Origin of the sequence: Streptomyces sp. SID12501 (assembly GCF_010550245.1) — a bacterium.
GTDB lineage: Bacteria > Actinomycetota > Actinomycetes > Streptomycetales > Streptomycetaceae > Streptomyces.
In genome coordinates this window covers 95,475-116,161 of sequence record NZ_JAAGLU010000023.1, presented here as the reverse complement: position 1 = coordinate 116,161, position 20,687 = coordinate 95,475, and the positions used below count along the sequence as shown (strand labels likewise).

The following is a 20,687-nucleotide window of genomic DNA, read 5'->3' as shown; positions in this document are numbered from 1 at the left end:
GCTCAGGCCAGTCGGATCACGTTCCACGACAGGGGCTCCAGTACGGCGGTCAACCTGCCGTCCTGGAGGGTGGTGCCGGTGGCCTGGTGCGGGGTGACGCGCTCCGGGTCGTCCAGGGTGTTGCGGGCGTCCGGATCGGCGTCGGCGATCACGCTGTGCTCGACGACCGACGTCAACTCCAGGCCGTTCAGGACGACTTCGAGAGGCAGCGGCTGGGTGCGGTCGCGGTTCACGGCGAAGACGGTGACCGTGCCGTCGTCGGCGCGTACGGCGGTGGCGTGCAGGAGGTCCGTCTCGCCGTACTTCTTCGTCTCGTACGTCGGCGAGTCGACGCGTACGTCGAGGACCTCGCCGCGCCCGTACCTGCTGGCCTGCGCGAACGGGAAGAACGTCGTCTGGCGCCAGGCCGGGCCGCCCGGCTCGGTCATGATCGGCGCGATGACGTTGACGAGCTGGGCGAGGCAGGCGACGGTGACGCGGTCCGCGTGCCGCAGCAGGGCGATGAGGAGCGAGCCGAAGACGACGGCGTCGGTGACGGAGTAGACGTCCTCCAGGAGGCGCGGGGCCTCCGCCCAGTCCCGCGCGCCGGAGTTCTCGATCGCGTGCCACCCCGACATGTACCAGACGTTCCACTCGTCGAAGGAGAGGTTGATCTTCTTCTTCGACTTGAGGCGGGCGCCGACGTGGTCACAGGTCGCGACCACGTTGTCAATGAACGACTCCATGTCCACGGCGGAGGCCAGAAAGGAGTCGATGTCACCGTCGTGGGGCTCGTAGTAGGCGTGCAGGGAGATGTAGTCGACCAGGTCGTACGTCTCCTGGAGGACCGTCGACTCCCACTCGGCGAACGTGTCCATGCTCTGGCTGGAGGAGCCGCAGGCGACGAGTTCGAGGTCCGGTTCGAGCTGGCGCATCGCGCGGGCGGTCTCGGCGGCGAGGCGGCCGTACTCCTCGGCGGTCTTGTGGCCGGTCTGCCAGGGGCCGTCCATCTCGTTGCCGAGGCACCACATCTTGATGCCGAACGGGTCCTTGTCGCCGTGCGTGACACGCAGGTCCGAACGGGCGGTGCCGGAGGGGTGGTTGGCGTACTCCTGGAGTTCGAGGGCCTCGGCGACCCCGCGCGTGCCGAGGTTGACGGCCAGCACCGGCTCGGCCTGCGGACCGATCTTCCGGAGGAAGTCGATGTACTCGGAGAGCCCGAAGCGGTTGGACTCCGTCGAGCGCCAGGCGAGGTCGAGCCGGCGGGGGCGTTCGTCGACCGGGCCGACCGAGTCCTCCCACTTGTAGCCGGAGACGAAGTTGCCGCCGGGGTAGCGGATCGTGGTGACGCCCAGCTCCCGGACCAGGTCCAGGACGTCGGTGCGCAGGCCCGCCTCGTCGGCGGCGGGGTGGTCCGGTTCGTGGATGCCGGTGTAGACGCAGCGGCCGAGGTGTTCGACGAAGGAGCCGAAGAGTCGGGGGTTGACCTCGCCGACCTTGAAAGCGGGGTCGAGGGTGAAGCGGGCGGTGCGGGACATGGGTTCCTCTCCGACATTCGGCGTGCGGTGTTCTGTTCATCGGCGGTCACCGGCGTTCGTCGGCGTTCGATATATCGGCGCCCGCTCGCAACTTCGAACAAAACCGTAATTTTGGAGTGTCCGCACGTCAATGGCGCGCGTGTCCAACGATCGTTCCGCGACCTCCAACGATCGTTGGATTCTCCTGGTGCGCGGAGGTCCGGACGCGTAGGGTCGGCCCGTGAGTGACCCCCTCTCGAAGACCCTCGCCCGCCTCGAAGAACGCATCGCCGAGGCCCGTCTCGATCGCGCCGAAGTCCTCGACGTACGAGGCCTGTCGGCCAGAACCGCTCTCACGGAGAGCGAGATCCGGGCACTTCTGACCGAGGAGGCGCGACCCTCGGCCGACGACATCGAGGGGCGTATACGGCGGCGGGTGCGCACGCTCCACGAGACGCGGCTCGCGGCGAGCGGCAGGAAGCGCGGCGAGGTCTGCAAGGAGATCGCGGACGCCCTGTCGATCAGTCCCGAGTGGGCCCGTCAGCTGCTCCTCGGCAAGAAGATGCCGAACGTTCCCGACCTCACCGCGCTCGCCGCGTTCTTCGGGATCGAGCAGGGCACCGGCTTCTTCACCGACCCCGCGCCCATCGCCCTGAACCGTGAACTCCGCCGGCTGCTGGAGGACCTCGGTGGCGCCGAGGAGGGCCCGCTGGTCCGGTTCGCGACCCGGCACGGGGTCGTCACGCTGGCCCTGCGCGGCCGGCAGCTGACCCCGCGCAAGCAGGAGGCTCTCGCGGTGATGCTCGAAGGGCTGCTGAGCAGCGTCGAGGAGGCGGAGCGATGACGCCGAGAGAGGTGACGAGGGGTGTCCTGGCGGCGCTGCTGCCCGCCCCCGCCGCGCGCCGCTTCCGGACCCGGGCCGCGATGCGCGAGCTGACCGGCGCGCTCGACGCGGCACTGCGGGAGCACGCCGACAGCCCCTCAGGCGGCCGGGAGTTGTGCCGGGCGCTGTGCGAGGAGATGAGCGGGCGGCGCGGGCGGCGCGTCGAGCTGCGCTTCGAGCGCTTCCCCGACGAGATCGAAGTCACCGGTCTGTGGGTGGAGTTCCACGACTTCGACCTCGTCATCGTCGAGGAGCGGGCCGAGGCGGTCCAGCAACTCGTGATCCTGGGACATGAGTTGTGGCATCTGCACGCCGGTCACTGTCACCACCACACCGCCGGCGCGACCGCCGCCCGCGTACTGGCCGACGAGCAGTCCTGGCAGGGCGACGCGCTGGCCGTCGCCGCCCGCAACGGCTCCCGTGCGGCCGACGAGGCCGACGCCGAGGAGTTCGGCCACCGGCTCGCCACCGTCTTCCGGCCCTGGCTGGAGGGCCATACGGCGAGCACGGGCAGCAGCGGTGTGCAGGACTCCCTGGGGTATCGCGGCCGGGGAAGCGGAAACGCGCGGCGATGAACCCCTCCGGCCTCCCCGGTCAGCCGTACTCCGTCCTCGTGTTCGGGACACCGGTCGCGTTCCTGGCCGCCGCTCTGGTGTTCAAGCTGCCCAGCATCGTCAGGCTGTGGCGGGACCCGCTGCGGCGCGCGGTCGGCGGGCTGCTGCTGCTCGCCTGCGGCATCTTCGTCCTCGCGGCGCCGCCGGCCGTCTCCTGGACCAACCGGGTCACCGGTGTGCCCAACATCGCGGCGCCCCTGGTGTACAGCTTCCTCGTCGCGTTCTGCGGGGCGAGTCTCCTGCTGATGATCGCGTGGCGCGGCGGCCTCACCGGCCGCTCGCCGGGATCGGCCAGGGCGCGGCGCGCGATGCGGTGGGCCGCCGTCGGGCACATGGGGGTGATCGTCGCGCTGTGGGTGCTGTTCGCGCTCGCGGACGTACCCGTGGAGCGCCTGCGGGACCTGGACACGTACTACGCCGGTACGCCCTTCATGCGCGAGCTGATCGTGCTCTACCTGGTCGCGCACACCACGTCCTGTGTCCTGACGTACCGGCTGATCCGGGACTGGATCCACACCGTCACACTCGACGTGTGGCTGCGCCGGGGCCTGCGGGCGCTGGCCGTCGGCTACGCCGCCAACCTGGTGTTCGACGCGGCGAAGGGCACGGCCGTCGTCGCCCGTTGGGCGGGCGGCGACCTGGACCCGCTCTCCACGGAACTCGCCCCCCTCGCCGCGTGCGTCGGCGCCGTCCTGATCGCGACGGGGTTCGTGCTGCCGCACGCCGGCCAGTATCTGCGCGACCGCTGGCGGATCCGCCGCGTCCTCCTCCGGCTCGGCCCGCTGTACGACCTGCTGCGCACCGCCACCGGCCGGGGCGTCCCCTTCTCGCTGCGGGCCACCCCGGAGCTGCGGCTGACCCGCCGCGAGACGTTCATCCGCGACGCCCTGCTGCAACTCGCCCGCCACTTCGACGAGGAGCTGCGGCGACGGGCGTACGAGGCCGCCGTGGACCTGGGACGCGGCCCGGGGCGGGCGGGGGCGCTGGCGGCGGCGGTGACGATCCGGGACGCGATCGAGGCGCGCGCCCTGTCCCGTACCCCTTCCCGTACCCCTTCTCCCCAAGTCACCGGTCACGACGCCGATTTACTTACGGACCTGCTCCGGGACATCGAAGCGGTGTCCCAGGTCCTGAGTCACCCCGATGAGATCGAGGCGGTGCGCGCCCTTGCGACCGCCACAGTAGAGAGCCTGCACGTATATGAGTGATCAGTCGTCTCCCGTCAGATCCGCCGTGGTCCTCGGCGGGTCGCTCGCCGGGCTGCTCGCGGCCCGCGCCCTGGTCGGGTTCGCCCAGCGCGTGACCGTCGTGGAGCGTGACGTCCTGCCGGACGGCCCCGAGCCGCGCAGGAACCTGCCGCAGGCCCGGCACGCGCACCTGCTGTGGTCCGGCGGTGCCCGGGCGGTCGAGGAACTGGTGCCGGGCGTGGGCGAGTTGCTGCTCGACGCCGGTGCGCACCGGCTGGCGGTCACGACGGACATGGTCGCGCTGGCGCCGCAGGGCTGGTTCCGGCGGTGGGACGAGTCGCACCACGTCTTCCTGTGCGGCAGGGACCTGCTGGACGCGACGGTCCGGGCCCAGATCCTGGACGACGACCGGATCAAACTGGTCGAGCACGCCGAGGTGTTGGGTCTTGAGGGCACGGACGAGGCCGTCACCGGCGTGCGGTTGCGCGGCGCCGACGGCAGCCGGCGCACACTCCACGCCGACCTGGTCGTGGACGCCACCGGCCGCGCCTCGCGCACCCCTCACTGGCTGCGCGAGTTGGGGCTGCCCGAGCCGCCCCGCCGCGTCGTCGACTCCGGGCTCGCGTACGCCAGTCGGCTGTACCGGGCGCCCGAACCGGCCCGGCAGGGCTACCCGGTGGTCAACGTGCAGGCGGACCCGAGGGCGGGCGGTCCGGGCCGGGCAGGCGTTCTCATGCCCGTCGAGGACGGCTGCTGGCTGGTCTCCCTGTCCGGCACCCGGGGCAGCGAACCCCCCACGGACGGAGCGGAGTTCACGCGTTTCGCCCGCGAGGAGCTGCGCCACCCGGTGATCGCCGACCTGCTCGCGGGAGCGGAGGCGCTGACGGACGTCTCCGTCACCCGTACGACGCCGAACCGCCGTCACTACTACGAGCGGATGCGTGACTGGCCGGAGAACTTCACGGTGATCGGCGACGCGCTGGCCGCGTACAACCCGGTCTACGGCCACGGAATGTCGGTGGCGGCCCAGAGTGCCGTGGTCCTGCGGGATGTGATCCGCCGTCATGGCTGGGGCACGCCCGGTCTGTCACGCCGTATCCAGAAGGCGGTGGCCCGCCCGGTCGCGGCTGCCTGGGACCTGGCGACGAGCCAGGACGTCTTCTACCCCGGCGCCACGGAGCACGGCCCCACCCTGCGGGACCGTCTGCTGGCGGCCTACGTGGGCCGCCTCATGTGCACGGCGGCGGGCAACGGCCGTATCGCGCGCCGGGTGACGGACGTGACGTCGCTGGAACGCGGCGCCGAGGTACTGCTGGCGCCAAGTGTCCTGCTGGCGGCGGCGATCGGCCCGCTGAAGCCACCGCTGAGCGGGCCGCCGCTGCGGCCGGAGGAGTGGAAGGCGGCCGAGTGACAGTGGCGAGGGCCATGAGGTGACGACGGCCGGGCGGGCGACGGAATTCCCGTTGCCTGCCCGGCCGTTGACGCAACCCGTCTGACGGTCGTCGTCCAGTCGCCCCGTCGTGCCGTCGTCCCGTCAGCCCGCGAACGCCGGCTGCGCGACTCCCTTGCCCGCTCCCGGTACTACCAGGAGCGAGCCCGACATCGGGTGGGGGGAGGACAGACCGACGCGGGCCGTGGTGATGTACAGGTCCGTGAGGTCCGGGCCGCCGAAGGCGCAGGCCGTGGGGCGGACCGTGGGGAGGGTGATCGTGCGGTCCAGGGCGCCGGAGGGTGTGTAGCGGCGGACCGCTCCGCCTTCCCACAGGGCGACCCAGACGCAGCCGTCCGCGTCGACCGTCAGGCCGTCGGGGAAGCCCGCGCCCTCCTCGATCAGCGCCAGTGGGCGGCGGTTGGTGACGCTCCGCCCGTCGGCCGACACGTCGAAGACGTCGACACGGCGGGTCGGGGAGTCGATGTAGTACATCAGGCGACCGTCCGGGCTCCAGCCCGTGCCGTTGCTCACCGCCACGTCGTCGAGGACGGTCGTGACCGCGCCGTCGCCCGTGAGCCGGGACAGGCTGCCGCCGCCCGGCGCCTCGTCGTAGCGCATCGTGCCGGCCCACAGGGAGCCGTCGGGGGCCACCGCCGCGTCGTTCGCCCGACGCCCGGGCGTCGGGTCGTGGTGCAGCCAGCGGAAGCCGGTGGCGGGGGCGGCGCCCTCGCCGCCACCATCGCCGTCACCGTCGTAGAGGGCGACTCCGTCGCGCAGGTTCAGGACCAGGCCGCCGCCCGCGCGCGGCTTGGCGGCGCCCACGTGCTGTTCGGTCGCCATGACCGTGCGGCGGCCGGTCGACGGGTCGTAGGTGTTGACCCGGGAGCCGAGGATGTCGATCCAGATCAGCCGGGACCTCGCCGCGTCCCAGGTCGGGCCCTCACCGAGGGTCGCCTGCGCCTGGACCGCCACTTCGAGGTTGGGCTCGTACGTCGTCATGCCACGCTCCGGTGACCGAGACGCTCGGAGAGTTCGGCGGCGCCCTTGACGGCGAGCTGCTCCAGCTCCGAACGATGGTCCTCGCTCCAGCGGATCATCGGGACGGAGATCGACAGCGCGGCGACCACCCGGCCCGTGCGGTCGTACACCGGTGCCGCAACACAGCTGACGTCCGGGTTCGACTCGCGGTTCTCCACGGCGACGCCCCGGCGGCGGATCTCCGCGAGGGCCTCGCGCAGGGCAGCCGGGTCGGTGATGCTGTTCGGCGTCATCGCGGGCAGCGGGACGTTGTCGGGGACCCGTGCGGAGAGCTCGTGGTCGGGCAACGAGGCCAGCAGCATCTTGCCCACGGACGTGCAGTGGGCGGGCAGGCGGCGGCCGGCCGCCGACACCATCCGTACCGCGTGGGTGGAGTCCATCTTCGCGATGTAGATGACGTCCGTGCCCTCGAGGATCGCGACATGCACCGTCTCGTCGCACGTCTCGGCGACGGAACGGGCCACCTGGAGGCCCTCCGCGGCCAGGTCGAGCTGCTCGGCGTAACGGCTGCCGAGCTGGTACGGGCGCACGCCCAGGCGGTAGCGTCCCGGCTGGCCGGGGACCTGCACGATGTACGAACGGGCGGCGAGAGTCGTCACCAGTTCGTGCACGGTGGTGCGCGGCAACTGGAGTCGGCGCACTATGTCCGGGGCGGAGAGTGTGCCGTCTCCGTCCAGGAAGAGCTCAAGAATGTCGAGAGCCCGGGTCACGGCAGGTACGAGGCGTCCCATGACGGCCCCCTCTCTTGTGTTCAAGGTGTCGGTGGTCTCGACGCCTTTCGACGACGTTCGAGATTTCAACAGACGATCGGCATGACGAACAGAGGACAGGCTAGCCACAAGGACTCGGGCGGGCAATGGGCGTGCGATGGCTTCGTTGCCGTCCGTGACTGCCCGCGCTTCCCGGCAGGTACGAGACGATGGTTCGCATGTTCACGGTGAGCGACTTCCAGCTGGTGCTGCTGCGCCGCATGGCCGACCACAACCCGGACCTGGTGGAGAACGCCCGGCACGAGCTGGGCGTGTCGATCGCGGACATGCGCGAGGCCAACAAACGCTGGCAGGCGATGCTCCGCTCCCCACGCGCCCGCGCCGCCGCCTCCCGATACCGCTCGGTCCTCGGCGCCCCGGAGTCGGTGACGCCCCGCAGGATCGGCGACCTGGAGTGCGAGGCCTGGCTGTGGCCGATCCCCCTCTGGCCCGACCTGCGCTTCGAGGTGCTCGTGGCCCCGGACCACGTGGTCTGGAACGAGTGGCTGGTCCGTGCCCCGGGCTCCCCCGCGCCCGAACTCCGCACGCCGGACGACCTGCGCCCCTGGTCCTGCACGGTCGACGAGGTCGCCCACGCCTTCGCCCCCGCACGCCCCCTGGAGGGCACGGCCCCGACCCGCTGGGGCCTGGCGTTCACGGCACCGGACGGGACGGGGACGGGAACGGGAACGGGAGTACGGCGGGAGTGCGTGGCGGAGTTCACGTGGGGACTGCTGCAGCGGGTGGCGGTCAGGGGCTGACGGGCCCGACGGCAAGGACAAAGGACAGTCGCTATCGGCCGACGGCGGCCCGCAGGATGGCCTGCACGACCACCGGCACCGAGTCCGGATGCAGATCGAGGAACAGGTTCGGCTCGATCAACTCCAGTTCCATGACCAGGGGTTCACCGTCGTCACCGATGACGAGGTCCACACGGGCGTACAGGAGTCCGGAGTTGTCCGGCACAGCGGCCAACGCCCTTTCGGCAAGGGCGAGTTCGGCCGGGGTCGGGGACCAGACCTCAAGGTCGGGATGGGCGACCTTGTCGTCGTCGTACGCCGTGCCAGGAGCCAGCACGGCCCCCTTGCGGCTGGCGTGCAGAAGACTCCCGCCGAAGAACTGCAGGGCACGTTCCCCGGTGACGTCGATGCTCCCGACGTACGGCTGCACCATCGCGGTGAACCCCTCGGCGTGCATCCGCGCGAGATGCCGTACGGCCGTCTCCCGGTCCTCGGGCACGTAGCGGGCGGCGTAACGGGCACCGGCGCCGGAGGTGGGCTTGACGACGTACTCGCGGTCGTCGGGGAGGTCGGGGGCGTCGCCGGGGGCCAGATAGCAGGTGGGGACCGTGGGGACACCGGCCGCGGCCAGCTCACCGAGGTACCGCTTGTCCATGTTCCAGCGCAGGACGCCGACCGGATTCGCGACCCGCGTGACCTTCCCGCACCGCTCCAGCCAGCCCGCGAACTCCTCCGCGCGCCAGGTGTAGTCCCAGGGGGACCGGACCACGGTGAGATCGAAGGAGGCCCAGTCGACGTCGGGGTCGTCCCAGTGGACGGCGGTCGCGTCGGCCCCGGCTGCCACCAACTCCCTTACCAGGAGCGGGAAATCGCGGTCCTTGCTGGTATCCGGCCGGGGGTCGTAGGTGACGATCGCGATGCGGACCACGGGGACTCCCTCGGCGAGGCGTGCGGGCGGCAGACAGGCTGTAAGGCGTGTACTGCTGGTTCACCACTGATGGTGACACCGGGTGAAGGTTAACAAGCTCTTGACCTTCACCTTCGGGCAAGCCGCAGCATCGGTGGCGGAACGAGGAACCCGGCGGGAAACCCAACTGCTCGGTGCCCGTGGTGACGATGGTCGACCGTGAACGTTTCTTCCGGCAGCCGATGGTGTACGGAGGAGTCGTGACCGCCGGTACCAACGCGCCAACGCGCGTGTACGACGACGTGACAAGTTAAGGAGTACGACGCGTGTCCTCTCTCTTCCCAGGGCTGACCGACGACCCGACCGGCACCTCGACAGACACCCCGGACGAGCGGCCCGCCCTGCGCTTCGGCGATCGCTCGCTGACGTACGCCGAGCTCGCCGCCTCGGCCGGAGCCCTTGCCCACCGGATCTCCGGCGCGGGCGGCCCGGTCGCCGTCTGGGCGACACCGACGCTGGAGACGGCTGTCGGTGTCGTGGCCGCGCTGCTGGCCGGGGTCCCGGCGGTGCCGCTCAACCCGAAGTCGGGCGAGAGCGAGTTGGGGCACATCCTGAAGGACAGCTCACCCGCGCTCGTACTCACCGCCCCCGGCGACCAACTCCCCTCGGCGTTCGGCTCGTTGGAGCGCACCGATGTCGACGTGGACGTCAACGTCGATGCGCGTACGTCCGCCGGGGCCCCCAGGACAACGTACGAACCGGCCCCCGAAACGCCCGCCCTGATCGTCTACACCTCGGGCACCACCGGCCCGCCGAAGGGGGCCGTCATCCCACGCCGGGCCGTCGCCGCCACCCTGGACGCGCTCGCCGACGCCTGGCAGTGGACCTCCGAGGACGTGCTCGTGCACGGGCTTCCGCTCTTTCACGTGCACGGTCTGATCATCGGCATCCTCGGCCCGCTGCGGCTCGGCGGCTCGGTAAGGCACCTCGGACGGTTCGGGACGCAGGGCGTGACCCGCGAGCTGAACGACGGGGCGACGATGCTGTTCGGCGTGCCGACGATGTACCACCGGATCGCGGAAGCGCTCCCCGGCGACCCGGAACTCGCCGAGGCCCTCGGCCGGGCCCGTCTGCTCGTCTCCGGCTCCGCCGCGCTGCCAGTGCACGACCACGAGCGGATCACGGCCGCGACCGGCCGACGGATCGTGGAGCGCTACGGCATGACCGAAACACTGATGAATACCAGTGTTCGCGCGGACGGCGAGCCTCGCGCGGGCACGGTCGGCGTACCGCTTCCGGGCGTCGAGCTGCGGCTCGTCGAGGAGGACGGGGCGCCCATCACGGCGTACGACGGCGAAACCGTGGGCGAGATCCAGGTGCGCGGGCCGAACCTGTTCACGGAGTACCTCAACCGGCCCGACGCCACCGCCGCCGCCTTCACCGCCGACGGCTGGTTCCGCACCGGTGACATGGCGGTGCGCGATCCCGACGGCTATGTCCGCATCGTCGGCCGCAAGGCCACCGACCTGATCAAGAGCGGCGGTTACAAGATCGGCGCGGGTGAGATCGAGAACGCCTTGCTGGAACACGCGGGCGTGCGCGAGGCGGCCGTGACCGGGGAGCCCGACGCCGACCTCGGCGAGCGGGTCGTCGCCTGGATCGTCCCCGCAGATGCCCAGTCCCCGCCGGACGCCGACGAGTTGGCGAACCATGTCGCCGGTCGCCTCGCCCCGCACAAGCGCCCCCGGGTTGTGCGCTACCTGGACGCACTCCCGCGCAACGACATGGGGAAGATCATGAAGCGGGCGCTGCCCAGTGACTGATCCGGTGACCGACCGAGAAGCCGATCCAGTCACTGACCCGGTGGCCGACCCAGTGACCGACCGCACCCCCGGACGGCACACCGCCCGCGAGCTCATCGCCCTGCTCGCCGACGACTCCCCCGACGGCTCCCACAGCGAATTCCGTGAACTCCCCCATCCCACAAGGCAGTTCAAGCCCGACGGCCCCCTCTCCTGGCAGGGCTACGACGCCGCGCGTGCCCGCGCCGCCGCCCGTACCGGCGAGGAGGAGTCCGTCGTCTGCGGCACCGCGCACATCGGCGGCACCCAGGCCGTGCTGATCGCCTTCGAGTTCGGCTTTCTCGGCGGCTCACTCGGTGAACGCACCGGGGACCGGCTGGAGTTGGCGTACGAGTACGCGCGCGCCCACCGCCTGCCCGTCGTCCCGCTCGTCGCGACGGGCGGCAGCCGAATGCAGGAGGGCATGCTCGCGCTGACCCAACTCCAGCGCGTGGCAAGGCAGTCGGTGCTCACACGCGAGGCGGGCCTGCCACAGATCGCGGTCCTCCGGGATCCGACGACCGGTGGCGGTTGGGCGACCCTGGGCGCGGGCGCCGACGTCGTGCTGGCGTTGCCCGGCGCCCAGGTGGGCTTCGCGGGTTCACGGGTCCGGCCGGCCGACGCGGACCCGGCGGCGTACACGGCCGAGGCGCAGGTGGCGGCGGGCGCGGCCGACGCGGTCGTACGTCCGGAGGCACTCCGGGAGACGCTGGCCCTCTGGCTGCGCCTGCTGAGCGCCGATGCGGTCGGTACAGCCGGCGTCGCCGGTACCGCCAGTACATCCGGTGCAGCCAGTGCAGCCAGTGCAGCCAGTGCAGCCAGTAACGGCGACGCCCGGTCGACGGAGGCTGGCCCGCCGCCCTCGTCACCCTCGCCGCCCCCAGCCCTTGGTACCGCCCTCCTCCCCACCACCGGCTGGGACGCCGTACAGCGCGCGCGGTCGCCCCAACGTCCTCGCGCCGAGGCCTACTTGGACGCGTACTTCACCCGCCGCGCCGCGATCAGCGGTGACCGCTGCGGTGGCACCGACGCCGGGATGGCCTGCGGGTTCGGCGAGTGTGCGGCGGACGGGCGGACCGTCGCGTACGCCGCGCAGCTCGGCACGGCCACCCGCCCCGCCGGCTATCGCACCGCCGCCCGGCTGATCCGCCTCGCGGACCGGCTCGGCATCCCGGTGCTGACCCTGGTGGACACCCCGGGTGCCGCCAACGACGCCGACGCCGAGCGCCAGGATGCGGGCGCCGCGATCGCGGACCTGTTCGGCGCGGTCGCCGCCGTCCGCACGCCGGTCACCACGCTGCTGATCGGCGAGGGCGGCTCGGGCGGCGCCCTGGCTCTCGCCGCTCCCGGCAACACCTGGGCGACGCCGGACAGCTACTTCTCCGTCATCGCCCCGGAGCTCGCGGCGGCCATCCTCAAGCGCCCGGAGGGGGAGGTGGAGGCGACGGCGGACCAGCTCCGGATCCGGCCGCAGGATCTGGTGGAGCTGGGGGTGGTGCGGGGCATCGTGGGTCACCTGTAGCCCTCCCGGGACCTTCGGCCGCCCCCTTCAGGACCTTGGTCATAATTCAGACATAAAGGATAAAATACCCATACGGCGGCACCCCACCCGGCCCCCTACAACAGGCGCCCACTCCCCCGCCCCCCGCACGATGCCAGTGGAGGCCCGCCGACCGGCGTGGCCGTACGGTCTGCGCTCTCGGGAGGATCTGCCATGACCGTCAGTCTGGAACAGATGCGCCGCTGCCATTTCGCCGTCGACCTCGGGGCCGCGCGGACCCGCGTCTACGTCAAGGGTGCCGGGCTCGTCGTCGACCAGCCGTCAGTCGCCGCCGTGAACACCAAGACCGGCGCGCTGATCGCGGTCGGGGAGTTCGCCGAGAAGATGACGGGCCGTACGCCCCACTACATCCGGGTCGTCCGGCCCGTGTCCGGTGGGACCGTCGTCGACATCGAGATGGCGCAGCGCATGCTGCGGCACCTGATCGGCGACAAGGTGCGGCGCACGCTGCGCCGCAAGCCCTTCCTTCGGGCCGCCGCCTGCACCCCGCACGACGCCGACCCGCTCGCGCAGCGCGCGACCATCGAGACGCTCGTCGGGCTCGGCGCCCGGCGCGTCGAGCTCGTCGACACGCTCGTCGCCGCCGCCGTGGGGTGCGGGCTGCCCGTCGAACGGCCCGAGGCGACCATGGTCATGGTGTGCGGTGCCGCCGCCACCCAACTCGCCGTCCTCTCCCTCGGCTCGATCGTGACCGCCCAGCGGATCCCGGTCGGCGGCGAGGCCGTGGACCACGCGATCGTGCAGCACCTGCGGCACCAGCACGAGCTGATGCTGCCCAGCCAGTCGGTACGTCCGCTGCAGCTCGCCCTCTCCGGCAACGGGCTCACCGCTCACGGGCCGGAGTCCACCGAGATCCACGGACGGGACGTCGCCACCGGCCTCGCCCGCTCCGTCCAGGTCGACACCGCCGCCGTGCGCGACGCCATCCAGACGCCGCTGACGGCCGTACTCGACGGGATCGGGAAGGTGCTGCGGGACTGCCCGCCCGACCTGGTGGCCGACCTCGCCGACCGCGGCATCATGATGGTCGGCGGCAGCGCGCTGCTCCCCGGGTTCGACCAGATGCTGCGGCAGGCCACGGGCATGCCGGTGCACATCGCCGAACGGCCGGACGTGTGCGCGGTGCAGGGCCTCGGGTACATGCTGGAGGGCAAGATCGAGCCGATGGTGCTGGATCCGCTGGCCACCTGAGGCCGGCCTCCCGAACCGGCAGCCCGCCAGCCCTATGTCGGACGACGCGCACCCACCTCCCGTCCCTTCCCCTCCTTCCCCCTTCCCTGCCTCTCCCCTCTCTCCGTCTCCCTTCTCTCCCTCTCCTCCTCTGCCGCCCCGTCTCGAAGCCGTGCTCGGCATCGGTACCGATCTCGAACTGCGCACCACGCTCCAGCACATCGTGGACGGCGCAGCCGAGTTGACCGGTGCCCGGTACGCGGGATTCGGGATGGCCGACCCCGGGCACGACGGCCTCGTGGAGATCCGCAGGGCCGATCTGGGGCGCGCCGAGCGAGAGGGCATCACCGTCATCGACGTACCGATCGACGTCGATGGCGAGGAGTTCGGGCGGCTGTATCTCGCCGAGAAACTCGACGGTACCCAATTCGGTTCCGAGGAAAGGGAGTTGCTGAGGGTCCTTGCCGCGCAGGCCGGCATCGCGATCGGCAACGCCCGGCTGTACGAGACGGCACGGCAGCGCGAGCGCTGGATCGAGGGTGCCGCCGCCGTCACGACCGCGCTGCTCACCGGCGGGGCCGACGACGACGCGCTGCTGACCGTCGCGAACCGCGCCCGGCTCCTCGCCGACGCCGCCGCGGGAGTCATTCTTCAGCCGACGGACGCCGGAGGCATGGAGATCGTGACCGCCTCCACACTTGACGATCCCGGTGACATCGTCGGGACCACCATCGCCCCGGGCAGTCCCATCCTCATCCAACTCCTCGGCGGGGAACCGGTGTTCGTCGACGACTCGGCGACGGACCCGCGGATGACGACCCCGGTACGGCACCGGTTCGGGCCCAGCATGCTGCTGCCGTTGCAGGCCGAGGGGCGGCTGATCGGCACCCTCGCACTGCCGCGCCGGCGCGGTGACCGCCCGTACACCGACGCGGAACGGCTCGTCGCGACGCAGTTCGCCTCGCAGGCCGCCCTCGCACTCGTCCTCGCCGACGCCCGGCGCCGTCGTGCCCGCCTCGCGGTGTACGAGGACCGCGACCGGATCGCCCGTGACCTGCACGATCTCGTCGTCCAACGGCTGTTCGCCACCGGCATGATGCTGGAGTCGACCCAGCGCAGGGCCGCGGGCGACGACAAGGTGTGCGAGATCCTCGGGCATGCCGTCGACGAGCTGCAGGCCACCGTCCAGGAGGTCCGTACGACCATTTTCGCCCTCCAGCAGCCCCCGGCCGACGCGCCGACCACCCTGCGCGGCAAGGTACTTCGGGAAGCCGCAGGTGCGGCGGCGGTACTCGGCCGACGCCCTTCCGTCCATTTCGCCGGCCCTGTCGAGCACCTCGTCCCGTCTCCCGTCGCCGCCCAGCTCCTCACCGCCCTGCGCCGCGCTCTCGCGACCGCCGTACGCCGCCCCGCTGTCACCCGCGTCGAGATCACGGTCGACGCGACGGCAGCCCTGCCGGACGGCCGGGACGGCGTACGGCTGACGGTCTACGACGATGGCGGCAGCGGCGACGACGCAACGGGCCCGGGTGCGGCGGGTACGACCGTCATCTGGCAGGCCCCGCTGGGAGACGGCACCCTGGGATGAGGTCACGGACCGTGGACGGCGGAGGGGCAGCCAGTGACTGACATCGACACGCTCAACGGCACTCGCTTCGGCACGGCCATGGACACCCGTACGGGCATGGACACCGGCCTGGGCACGCACATCAGGGCCCGTGTCCGCACGCGCATCGGCGTGACCGGGCACCGCTCGATCCCCGCCGCCGTTCTGCCGTCCGTCCGCACAGGCATCCGCCGGCAACTGCGGGGCGACGAGGAGGTGGAGGCCCTGAGCTGCCTCGCGGCCGGGGCCGACCAGTTGTTCGCCGACATTGCCCTGGACCGCGGCGTCCCGGTCACGGCCGTGATTCCCGGTATGGACTACGAGACCCACCTCGGCGACGCCGACACCCGGGCCGCGTACCGCCGTCTCCTCGACTCCTGCCGTACGCAGGTGAAGCTGCCCGAAGAGGCGACGCACGAGGAGGCCTACTTCGCGGCGGGCCGCTGGATCGTCGACCACGCCGACCGGTTGGTCGCGGTGTGGGACGGGCAGCCCGCGCGAGGGCTCGGCGGCACCGGGGACGTGGTGGCGTACGCCCGGCGCATGGGCGTCCCGGTGACGGTGCTGTGGCGGCCGGGGGTGCTACGCGCCTGACCGCGATCTCGGGGCCTCGGTGCCTCGGGGCCCCGACATCTCCGATCCGTCCCCGTCCGCGTCCCCGTCCATCGATCCTGGCCCTGGACCTGGTCCGCCACGGCACGCGCACAGTCGGCTCTCCTGCCGGAGGCGGGACATCCACAGCTCGGTCTCCGAACCGGACCGGCCCCGTCGGATCCGTCGGTCAACCACCGAACCGCACCAGCCAGTCGGTGTGCTGCGGCGACACGATCCGCTCGGCCTCGGCCACCGCCTCCGCCCACCCCGACTCCGTGACCGTCCTGGACATCGAGACGCGCAGTGTCTCCAGGCTCTGTTCGATGAGGGAGTGCGCGTACGTCAACGGCCTGTGCCGCCGCACCTCCTGCCAGGCCACTCCGGCCGCCGCGCCGGCGCTGAGGAACCCGGTGAGGTCCCAGCCGCCGATCACACCGACGGCCCTGAGCACGGAAGCCAGCAGAGCGAGCAGCGTCAGCGTGGCTGTCACGGAGGACCAGCGCACGGAGGCGCGATGCGACTCGGCGGCACGGTTCTTGTACCAGACGAACTGTTCCAGTAACCGGTCGCGGAGATAGATGTCCCGGCGCGCGGCGAAGGGCTTGGCGCGCACCGCCCGCATGACCGGGGTGATCTGTCCGACTCCACGAGCGTGGACCCCGTTGCGGGAGTCCTCCCACCCCACCCGTACGAGTTCCCGAAGCCGCTCCTCCAGCCGTTCCGCGAACAGCCCGTCGGGGTCGGCGACCCGGGAGTGGAACGGGCCCCCGTGCACCATGTACTGCCAGGCCAGCGATTTCAGCAGCTCTGCCACGTCGCGGTGCGCCCGCCACTGGGCGCGGGCCCGGCGGCGGGCGGTGTAGAGGCCGATAGCAATAGTGAAGGCGTAAAGCAGCGCCGCCAATGCCGCTGGAATATGACTGTGAAAGCGTTCCGCCAGCATGGCCATCGCCGTCGCCGACAGCAGGAGCATCAACTGCGTGCGCACCGCATAGAAGGACTCACTCTGACGGCTCAGTGCCCGCCGGTCACTCACGACAAAGAGCGGTGGGAGATCATTCTCACTCAGCGTGACACTGGGACCCGGAGTACTGGCGTGCAATTGACTCACCCCCGCGGCCATTGCCCACTCAATTGCCCACTCTTGGTGATCAGAGCCTGAAATCGAATGGGCAGGTTCCATCCTCGGGGTCGCCCTCAGGTATCGTCCGCATCAAAACCAGACTTTCTTGGCGTTGGCGGGTCCCAACCGGCGACAAGGGGGCTGGACAGCGCCAGCAGAAGGAGCTACGAGCCAGTCATGAGCCTCTATCAGCCACAGGAAGCGCCCTCGATCGGCGCTCGGCCGACGCGTCACCGGCAGACCCCGCTGGCGGACCTCTCCCCCCACTCGCCCGCGGTCAACAACACGATCGGGCGGTTGCCGGGCAGTCCCGACAGGCGTCCGGACCACCCCACCTTCAACTCGGCGGTTTGAGTCTGAGGTTCACACGGACAGGTGTATCCGGCGGCCCCACCGTCGGATGCTCCCCACGTCAGAGGTGTCACCCTCGTCAACTTCGGTGAAATTTTGATGAGTTGGCCGCAAGGTGCATAGCTGATTTGCAATGATGGAGTGTGACGAGCCCTTCCCTCCAGCAGCTGGTTCTCAAGGTGCACAGCAGATGTGACCTGGCCTGCGACCACTGCTACGTGTACGAGCATGCCGACCAGGGGTGGAAGGCTCGCCCGGTCGTCATCTCCGAAGAGGCACTCACCCGGACCGCCCGCCGGTTCGCCTCCTACGCCGAGGCTCACAAGCTCCCTTCCGTGGCGATCATCCTCCATGGGGGCGAGCCGCTCCTCTGCGGCCCCGCCCGGCTCAGGAGAATCTGCGCGGAACTCACACGGACCCTCGCTCCGGTCACCACACTGGACCTCCAGATTCACACCAACGGAATCCAGCTGAGCCCGCGTCACCTGGACGTCTTCGCGGAATTCGGCGTCAGGGTGGGCATTTCGCTCGACGGCGACCGCGTCGCCAACGACCGCCACAGACTCGATCGCAGAGGCCGCAGCAGCTACGACCGTGTACTGCGCGGAATCGATCTCCTGCGCACTCCCGAATACCGCCACCTCTTCGGTGGCCTGCTCTGCACCGTGGATGTCGCCAATGATCCTGCCACCGTGCACGAAGCACTCACCGCTCTCAACCCTCCCCGTATCGATTATTTGCTACCGCACTCAACGTGGGAGCACCCGCCGCCGAACCCCTCCGGATCACCGACCCCCTACGCGGACTGGTTGCTCACGGTTTTCGATCTCTGGAACGAGCAGGGGCGCCGGATTCCCGTACGTACGTTCGAGTCGGTGCTCAGCACCCTGCGCGGGGGCCCCAGCCTGACCGAGGCGATGGGACTCGCGCCGTCCGACCTCGCGGTGGTCGAGACGGACGGCAGTTTCGAGCAGGCGGACTCGCTCAAGACGGCTTTCGACGGAGCCGCGGCCACGGGATACGACGTCTTCCGGCACGGCTTCGAGGAGTTCGCCCAGCACGAGGGGGTGCTGGCCCGCCAGCGCGGGCTGGCCGGTGTCAGCGAGGCATGCCGCCGGTGTCCGGTGGTCGACTCCTGCGGCGGCGGGCTGTACGCCCATCGCTACAGCGCCGAACGCGAGTTCGACAACCCTTCCGTCTTCTGCGCCGATCTGCGCGCCCTGGTGGACGGCATCGCCGAGCGGGTGACGGACCGCGCGCTCGCCCCGGGGGTCTGCCGTTCGGACGAACTCAGTTTCTCCCAGCTGGAGTTGGACCGGACCCTACTGCTGGTCGCACACGACGACCTGGCACCGGAGCCGGGCTGGGACGACGCCTGGCGGACCCTGCTGGAGCTGGACTCCGGGTACGACACCACCCAGCACCTCAATGGAGTTCTCGCCCACCCCTACGTCCGCACCTCGCTGCTCCGGTCCCGGCACGAAGCCGCCGGCCTCCCCCGCTTCATGGCCCTGGCCTTCGCGGCGGCAGTGCGGGCCGGCGCCGATGTGATGCTCGGCTGGGACCAGCCCGATCGAGCTTTCCACCTCCCTACGCTGGGCACGTTCACACTGGCGGAACCGGGCCGGGTCGAAGTCAAGGCGACACCGGGCGGCTTCTGCGTGTTCGGCGCGGCGGGCCCCGTACAGGTACAGCTCACCGACGCCGCTGCCGCCTTCCAGTGGCGTCCGCTGGACACCGTGGAACTGCCCGGACGCCCGGCCCTGGTGGTCGACGACGCGGACCCCTACCGCGACTGCTTCCCCGTCCCCCTCGCCTCCGGGCCGACCCCCGCGTCCTTCGCCGAGCGTCTGAGGCGAGCGTACGAACTGCTCGACGCCCGGTTGCCACGGTGGTCCAGGGACCGCAATGCGTTCCTCGTCACCACCGTCACCCCGCTCGCGCCGGGCAGCGGGCTGCGACTCGGCACTCACGGACCGGGAGCACTGGGGGTGGCGGTCGACTTCACGCCGGAGGAGTTCGCGCGCGAACTGCCGCGCCTGGGGCGGCGGGTCAGGCTCACTTCCCTCCGGGAGACAAGTGATCTGAACGTCCTGGGCAACCGCGCGGGCCGCCTTCTCGACGAGGCCTTCGAGCAGCTCGGCAGCTCCCGTCGCGAGGACGCCGTACGCGCCCTGGTCGAGCTGACCGCACTCCCTGAGCGTGAACTCACTGCAACGGGCGCGGTGTTGGCCGCCCAGTTGTGGACCGAATGGGCGGAGCAGGCGGACGCACCGGACGTGCGGGCTCACCATGGCTGACCGGCCCCTCCTCGCGACGACCACCCCGGACCACTCACCCCGAGCGGCCCCGCCCTCCCCCGGCATCAGCACCGCGACCGGCCCCACGACTGAACCCGACACCGCCACCGCTCCGCACGCCGATCCCGCCCCCGCCCCGTGCGCCGCGACCGCCCCCACGGGCGACGCCGACACCAGTACCCTCACCGCTCCGCACGCCGCCCCCGCCCCCACCTTCGCCCCCGACGCCACCCCTGTCCCGCACCCCACAGCCCGCCCCGGCCCCAGCCCTTCTGTTCCCCGCCCCACTCCCCGCGCCCGCCCCATGTCCTCCCCCGCTGCCGAACTACGGGACGTTCTCGCAGAGTTGGGTATCCGCCCCGCCGCCCCCCTTATCGTCCACGCCTCCCTCCACGGCACCGGTCTCGCTCCCTTCCTCGTGCGGGACGCCCTGCTCGCCGAGTCAGGACCTGCCGGCACTCTTGTCGTGCCTGCCTTCACGCCCGAGAACTCCGACACCTCGCGGGCATACCAGGCCGCCGCCAAAGGGCTGACCGAGCGGGAGGAGGCGGCCTTCCGGGATTCGATGCCGCCCTTCGCTCCGGACAGTTCGCCGTGCCACTCCATGGGTGCGCTGGCCGAATGTGTGCGGACCACCCCCGGAGCCGTGCGCAGCACGCATCCGCAGACCTCGTTCGCCGGACTCGGGCCCAGGGCCGCCGAGTTGCTCGGCCGGCACGATCCGCACTGTCATCTGGGTGAGCGCTCACCGCTGGCCGCGCTGTACGCGGCGGACGCCCAGATCCTGCTGCTGCGAGTCGGGTTCGAGGTGTGCAGCGCGTTCCATCTGGCCGAGTACCGGACGACGCCGCCCGCGCCCCGGCGTACGTACCGGTGCGTGGTGGGCGAGCGGGGAAACTGGATCTCGTACGAGGATCTCGCCCTGGACGACGGCGACTTCGATGTAATGGGGAAGCGGCTCCCGCGTGAACTGGTGGTGGAGCGGGAATGGGCCGGAAAGACGGTCACGCTTTGCGCCATGCGCGCCGTTGTGGACCACGCGGTCGATCAGATGGCCGGTTATCGCTTCGGAATGACGTAAAACAAGCAACCCGG

General features: G+C 71.1%; 18 protein-coding genes. 13 read left to right on the top strand and 5 right to left on the bottom strand.

Annotated elements, in window-relative coordinates; genetic code table 11:
* Positions 1 to 2 precede the first annotated feature (2 nt).
* Positions 3 to 1,517, bottom strand: coding sequence for an alpha-N-arabinofuranosidase (locus tag G3I71_RS26810; RefSeq protein WP_164318121.1), 1,515 nt, complete (start codon positions 1,515 to 1,517; stop codon positions 3 to 5).
* A 220-nt stretch (positions 1,518 to 1,737) separates the two neighbouring features.
* On the opposite strand from G3I71_RS26810, the gene G3I71_RS26805 reads away from it, so the two are divergent.
* From G3I71_RS26805 to G3I71_RS26790, 4 genes are read left to right on the top strand one after another with little or no spacing between them, the layout of a single operon-like run.
* Positions 1,738 to 2,340, top strand: a complete 603-nt coding sequence (locus tag G3I71_RS26805; protein ID WP_164318119.1) for a transcriptional regulator — start codon at positions 1,738 to 1,740, stop codon at positions 2,338 to 2,340.
* Positions 2,337 to 2,954 carry a toxin-antitoxin system, toxin component family protein gene (locus G3I71_RS26800; protein WP_239149369.1) on the top strand — a complete coding sequence of 206 codons (618 nt, stop codon included), beginning with the start codon at positions 2,337 to 2,339 and terminating at the stop codon, positions 2,952 to 2,954. The genes G3I71_RS26805 and G3I71_RS26800 overlap by 4 nt, the downstream gene beginning before the upstream one ends.
* Positions 2,951 to 4,201, top strand: coding sequence for an MAB_1171c family putative transporter (locus tag G3I71_RS26795; RefSeq protein WP_164318117.1), 1,251 nt, complete (start codon positions 2,951 to 2,953; stop codon positions 4,199 to 4,201). The genes G3I71_RS26800 and G3I71_RS26795 overlap by 4 nt, the downstream gene beginning before the upstream one ends.
* Complete coding sequence (locus G3I71_RS26790; RefSeq protein WP_164318115.1) at positions 4,194 to 5,591, top strand: NAD(P)/FAD-dependent oxidoreductase; 1,398 nt, start codon at positions 4,194 to 4,196, stop codon at positions 5,589 to 5,591. Before G3I71_RS26795 ends, G3I71_RS26790 begins: the two co-directional genes overlap by 8 nt.
* Positions 5,592 to 5,714: 123 nt before the next feature.
* Here the strand turns inward: G3I71_RS26790 and G3I71_RS26785 are convergent, their stop codons facing one another.
* Together G3I71_RS26785 and G3I71_RS26780 are read right to left on the bottom strand one after the other, a co-directional pair.
* Positions 5,715 to 6,611, bottom strand: coding sequence for an SMP-30/gluconolactonase/LRE family protein (locus G3I71_RS26785; protein WP_164318113.1), 897 nt, complete (start codon positions 6,609 to 6,611; stop codon positions 5,715 to 5,717).
* A complete protein-coding gene (locus tag G3I71_RS26780) occupies positions 6,608 to 7,381 on the bottom strand; it encodes an IclR family transcriptional regulator (RefSeq protein WP_164318111.1) in 774 nt (257 codons plus the stop codon). The genes G3I71_RS26785 and G3I71_RS26780 overlap by 4 nt, the downstream gene beginning before the upstream one ends.
* 188 nt (positions 7,382 to 7,569) lie before the next feature.
* Here G3I71_RS26780 and G3I71_RS26775 point away from each other — a divergent pair, with 188 nt between their 5' ends.
* Entirely contained in the window at positions 7,570 to 8,160 is a 591-nt protein-coding gene (locus G3I71_RS26775) for a hypothetical protein (RefSeq protein WP_164318109.1), read from the top strand.
* Positions 8,161 to 8,191: 31 nt separating this feature from the next.
* Here G3I71_RS26775 and G3I71_RS26770 read toward each other — a convergent pair whose 3' ends face one another.
* On the bottom strand, positions 8,192 to 9,067 hold the full coding sequence (locus G3I71_RS26770) for a hypothetical protein (RefSeq protein WP_164318107.1): 876 nt from the start codon (positions 9,065 to 9,067) through the stop codon (positions 8,192 to 8,194).
* A 326-nt stretch (positions 9,068 to 9,393) separates the two neighbouring features.
* On the opposite strand from G3I71_RS26770, the gene G3I71_RS26765 reads away from it, so the two are divergent.
* The 5 genes from G3I71_RS26765 (at position 9,394) to G3I71_RS26745 (ending at position 15,818) form a co-directional block, all read left to right on the top strand.
* Positions 9,394 to 10,869 (top strand): acyl-CoA synthetase, encoded by a 1,476-nt coding sequence (locus tag G3I71_RS26765; protein ID WP_164318242.1) that lies wholly within the window; start codon positions 9,394 to 9,396, stop codon positions 10,867 to 10,869.
* A gap of 40 nt (positions 10,870 to 10,909) precedes the next feature.
* A complete protein-coding gene (locus G3I71_RS26760) occupies positions 10,910 to 12,409 on the top strand; it encodes a carboxyl transferase domain-containing protein (protein ID WP_343243087.1) in 1,500 nt (499 codons plus the stop codon).
* Positions 12,410 to 12,601: 192 nt separating this feature from the next.
* Positions 12,602 to 13,639, top strand: a complete 1,038-nt coding sequence (locus tag G3I71_RS26755; RefSeq protein ID WP_164318105.1) for a rod shape-determining protein — start codon at positions 12,602 to 12,604, stop codon at positions 13,637 to 13,639.
* A gap of 250 nt (positions 13,640 to 13,889) precedes the next feature.
* Positions 13,890 to 15,206 carry a GAF domain-containing sensor histidine kinase gene (locus G3I71_RS26750; protein ID WP_239149381.1) on the top strand — a complete coding sequence of 439 codons (1,317 nt, stop codon included), beginning with the start codon at positions 13,890 to 13,892 and terminating at the stop codon, positions 15,204 to 15,206.
* Positions 15,207 to 15,284: 78 nt separating this feature from the next.
* On the top strand, positions 15,285 to 15,818 hold the full coding sequence (locus G3I71_RS26745; RefSeq protein ID WP_203731500.1) for a hypothetical protein: 534 nt from the start codon (positions 15,285 to 15,287) through the stop codon (positions 15,816 to 15,818).
* A 187-nt stretch (positions 15,819 to 16,005) separates the two neighbouring features.
* On the opposite strand, the gene G3I71_RS26740 is transcribed toward G3I71_RS26745, so the two are convergent.
* Positions 16,006 to 16,941, bottom strand: coding sequence for a DUF4231 domain-containing protein (locus G3I71_RS26740; RefSeq protein WP_239149368.1), 936 nt, complete (start codon positions 16,939 to 16,941; stop codon positions 16,006 to 16,008).
* A gap of 177 nt (positions 16,942 to 17,118) precedes the next feature.
* On the opposite strand from G3I71_RS26740, the gene G3I71_RS26735 reads away from it, so the two are divergent.
* From G3I71_RS26735 to G3I71_RS26725, 3 genes are all read left to right on the top strand, one after another.
* Positions 17,119 to 17,295, top strand: coding sequence for a hypothetical protein (locus G3I71_RS26735; protein WP_164318103.1), 177 nt, complete (start codon positions 17,119 to 17,121; stop codon positions 17,293 to 17,295).
* A gap of 140 nt (positions 17,296 to 17,435) precedes the next feature.
* A complete protein-coding gene (gene fxsB, locus G3I71_RS26730; RefSeq protein ID WP_164318101.1) occupies positions 17,436 to 19,592 on the top strand; it encodes a radical SAM/SPASM protein FxsB, inactivated metallohydrolase extension form in 2,157 nt (718 codons plus the stop codon).
* Positions 19,585 to 20,673: an AAC(3) family N-acetyltransferase gene (locus G3I71_RS26725; RefSeq protein WP_343243086.1), complete on the top strand. Its 1,089-nt coding sequence runs from the start codon at positions 19,585 to 19,587 to the stop codon at positions 20,671 to 20,673. The genes fxsB and G3I71_RS26725 overlap by 8 nt, the downstream gene beginning before the upstream one ends.
* Positions 20,674 to 20,687: the final 14 nt, after the last annotated feature.

Coding starts and splice junctions, on each gene's coding strand:
- G3I71_RS26810 (WP_164318121.1), bottom strand. CDS start 1,517: ATGTCCCGCACCGCCCGCTTCACCCTCGACCCCGCTTTCAAGGTCGGC.
- G3I71_RS26800 (WP_239149369.1), top strand. CDS start 2,337: ATGACGCCGAGAGAGGTGACGAGGGGTGTCCTGGCGGCGCTGCTGCCC.
- G3I71_RS26795 (WP_164318117.1), top strand. CDS start 2,951: ATGAACCCCTCCGGCCTCCCCGGTCAGCCGTACTCCGTCCTCGTGTTC.
- G3I71_RS26790 (WP_164318115.1), top strand. CDS start 4,194: ATGAGTGATCAGTCGTCTCCCGTCAGATCCGCCGTGGTCCTCGGCGGG.
- G3I71_RS26785 (WP_164318113.1), bottom strand. CDS start 6,611: ATGACGACGTACGAGCCCAACCTCGAAGTGGCGGTCCAGGCGCAGGCG.
- G3I71_RS26780 (WP_164318111.1), bottom strand. CDS start 7,381: ATGGGACGCCTCGTACCTGCCGTGACCCGGGCTCTCGACATTCTTGAG.
- G3I71_RS26775 (WP_164318109.1), top strand. CDS start 7,570: ATGGTTCGCATGTTCACGGTGAGCGACTTCCAGCTGGTGCTGCTGCGC.
- G3I71_RS26755 (WP_164318105.1), top strand. CDS start 12,602: ATGACCGTCAGTCTGGAACAGATGCGCCGCTGCCATTTCGCCGTCGAC.
- G3I71_RS26750 (WP_239149381.1), top strand. CDS start 13,890: ATGGCCGACCCCGGGCACGACGGCCTCGTGGAGATCCGCAGGGCCGAT.
- G3I71_RS26745 (WP_203731500.1), top strand. CDS start 15,285: ATGGACACCCGTACGGGCATGGACACCGGCCTGGGCACGCACATCAGG.
- G3I71_RS26740 (WP_239149368.1), bottom strand. CDS start 16,941: ATGGCCGCGGGGGTGAGTCAATTGCACGCCAGTACTCCGGGTCCCAGT.
- G3I71_RS26735 (WP_164318103.1), top strand. CDS start 17,119: ATGAGCCTCTATCAGCCACAGGAAGCGCCCTCGATCGGCGCTCGGCCG.
- G3I71_RS26725 (WP_343243086.1), top strand. CDS start 19,585: ATGGCTGACCGGCCCCTCCTCGCGACGACCACCCCGGACCACTCACCC.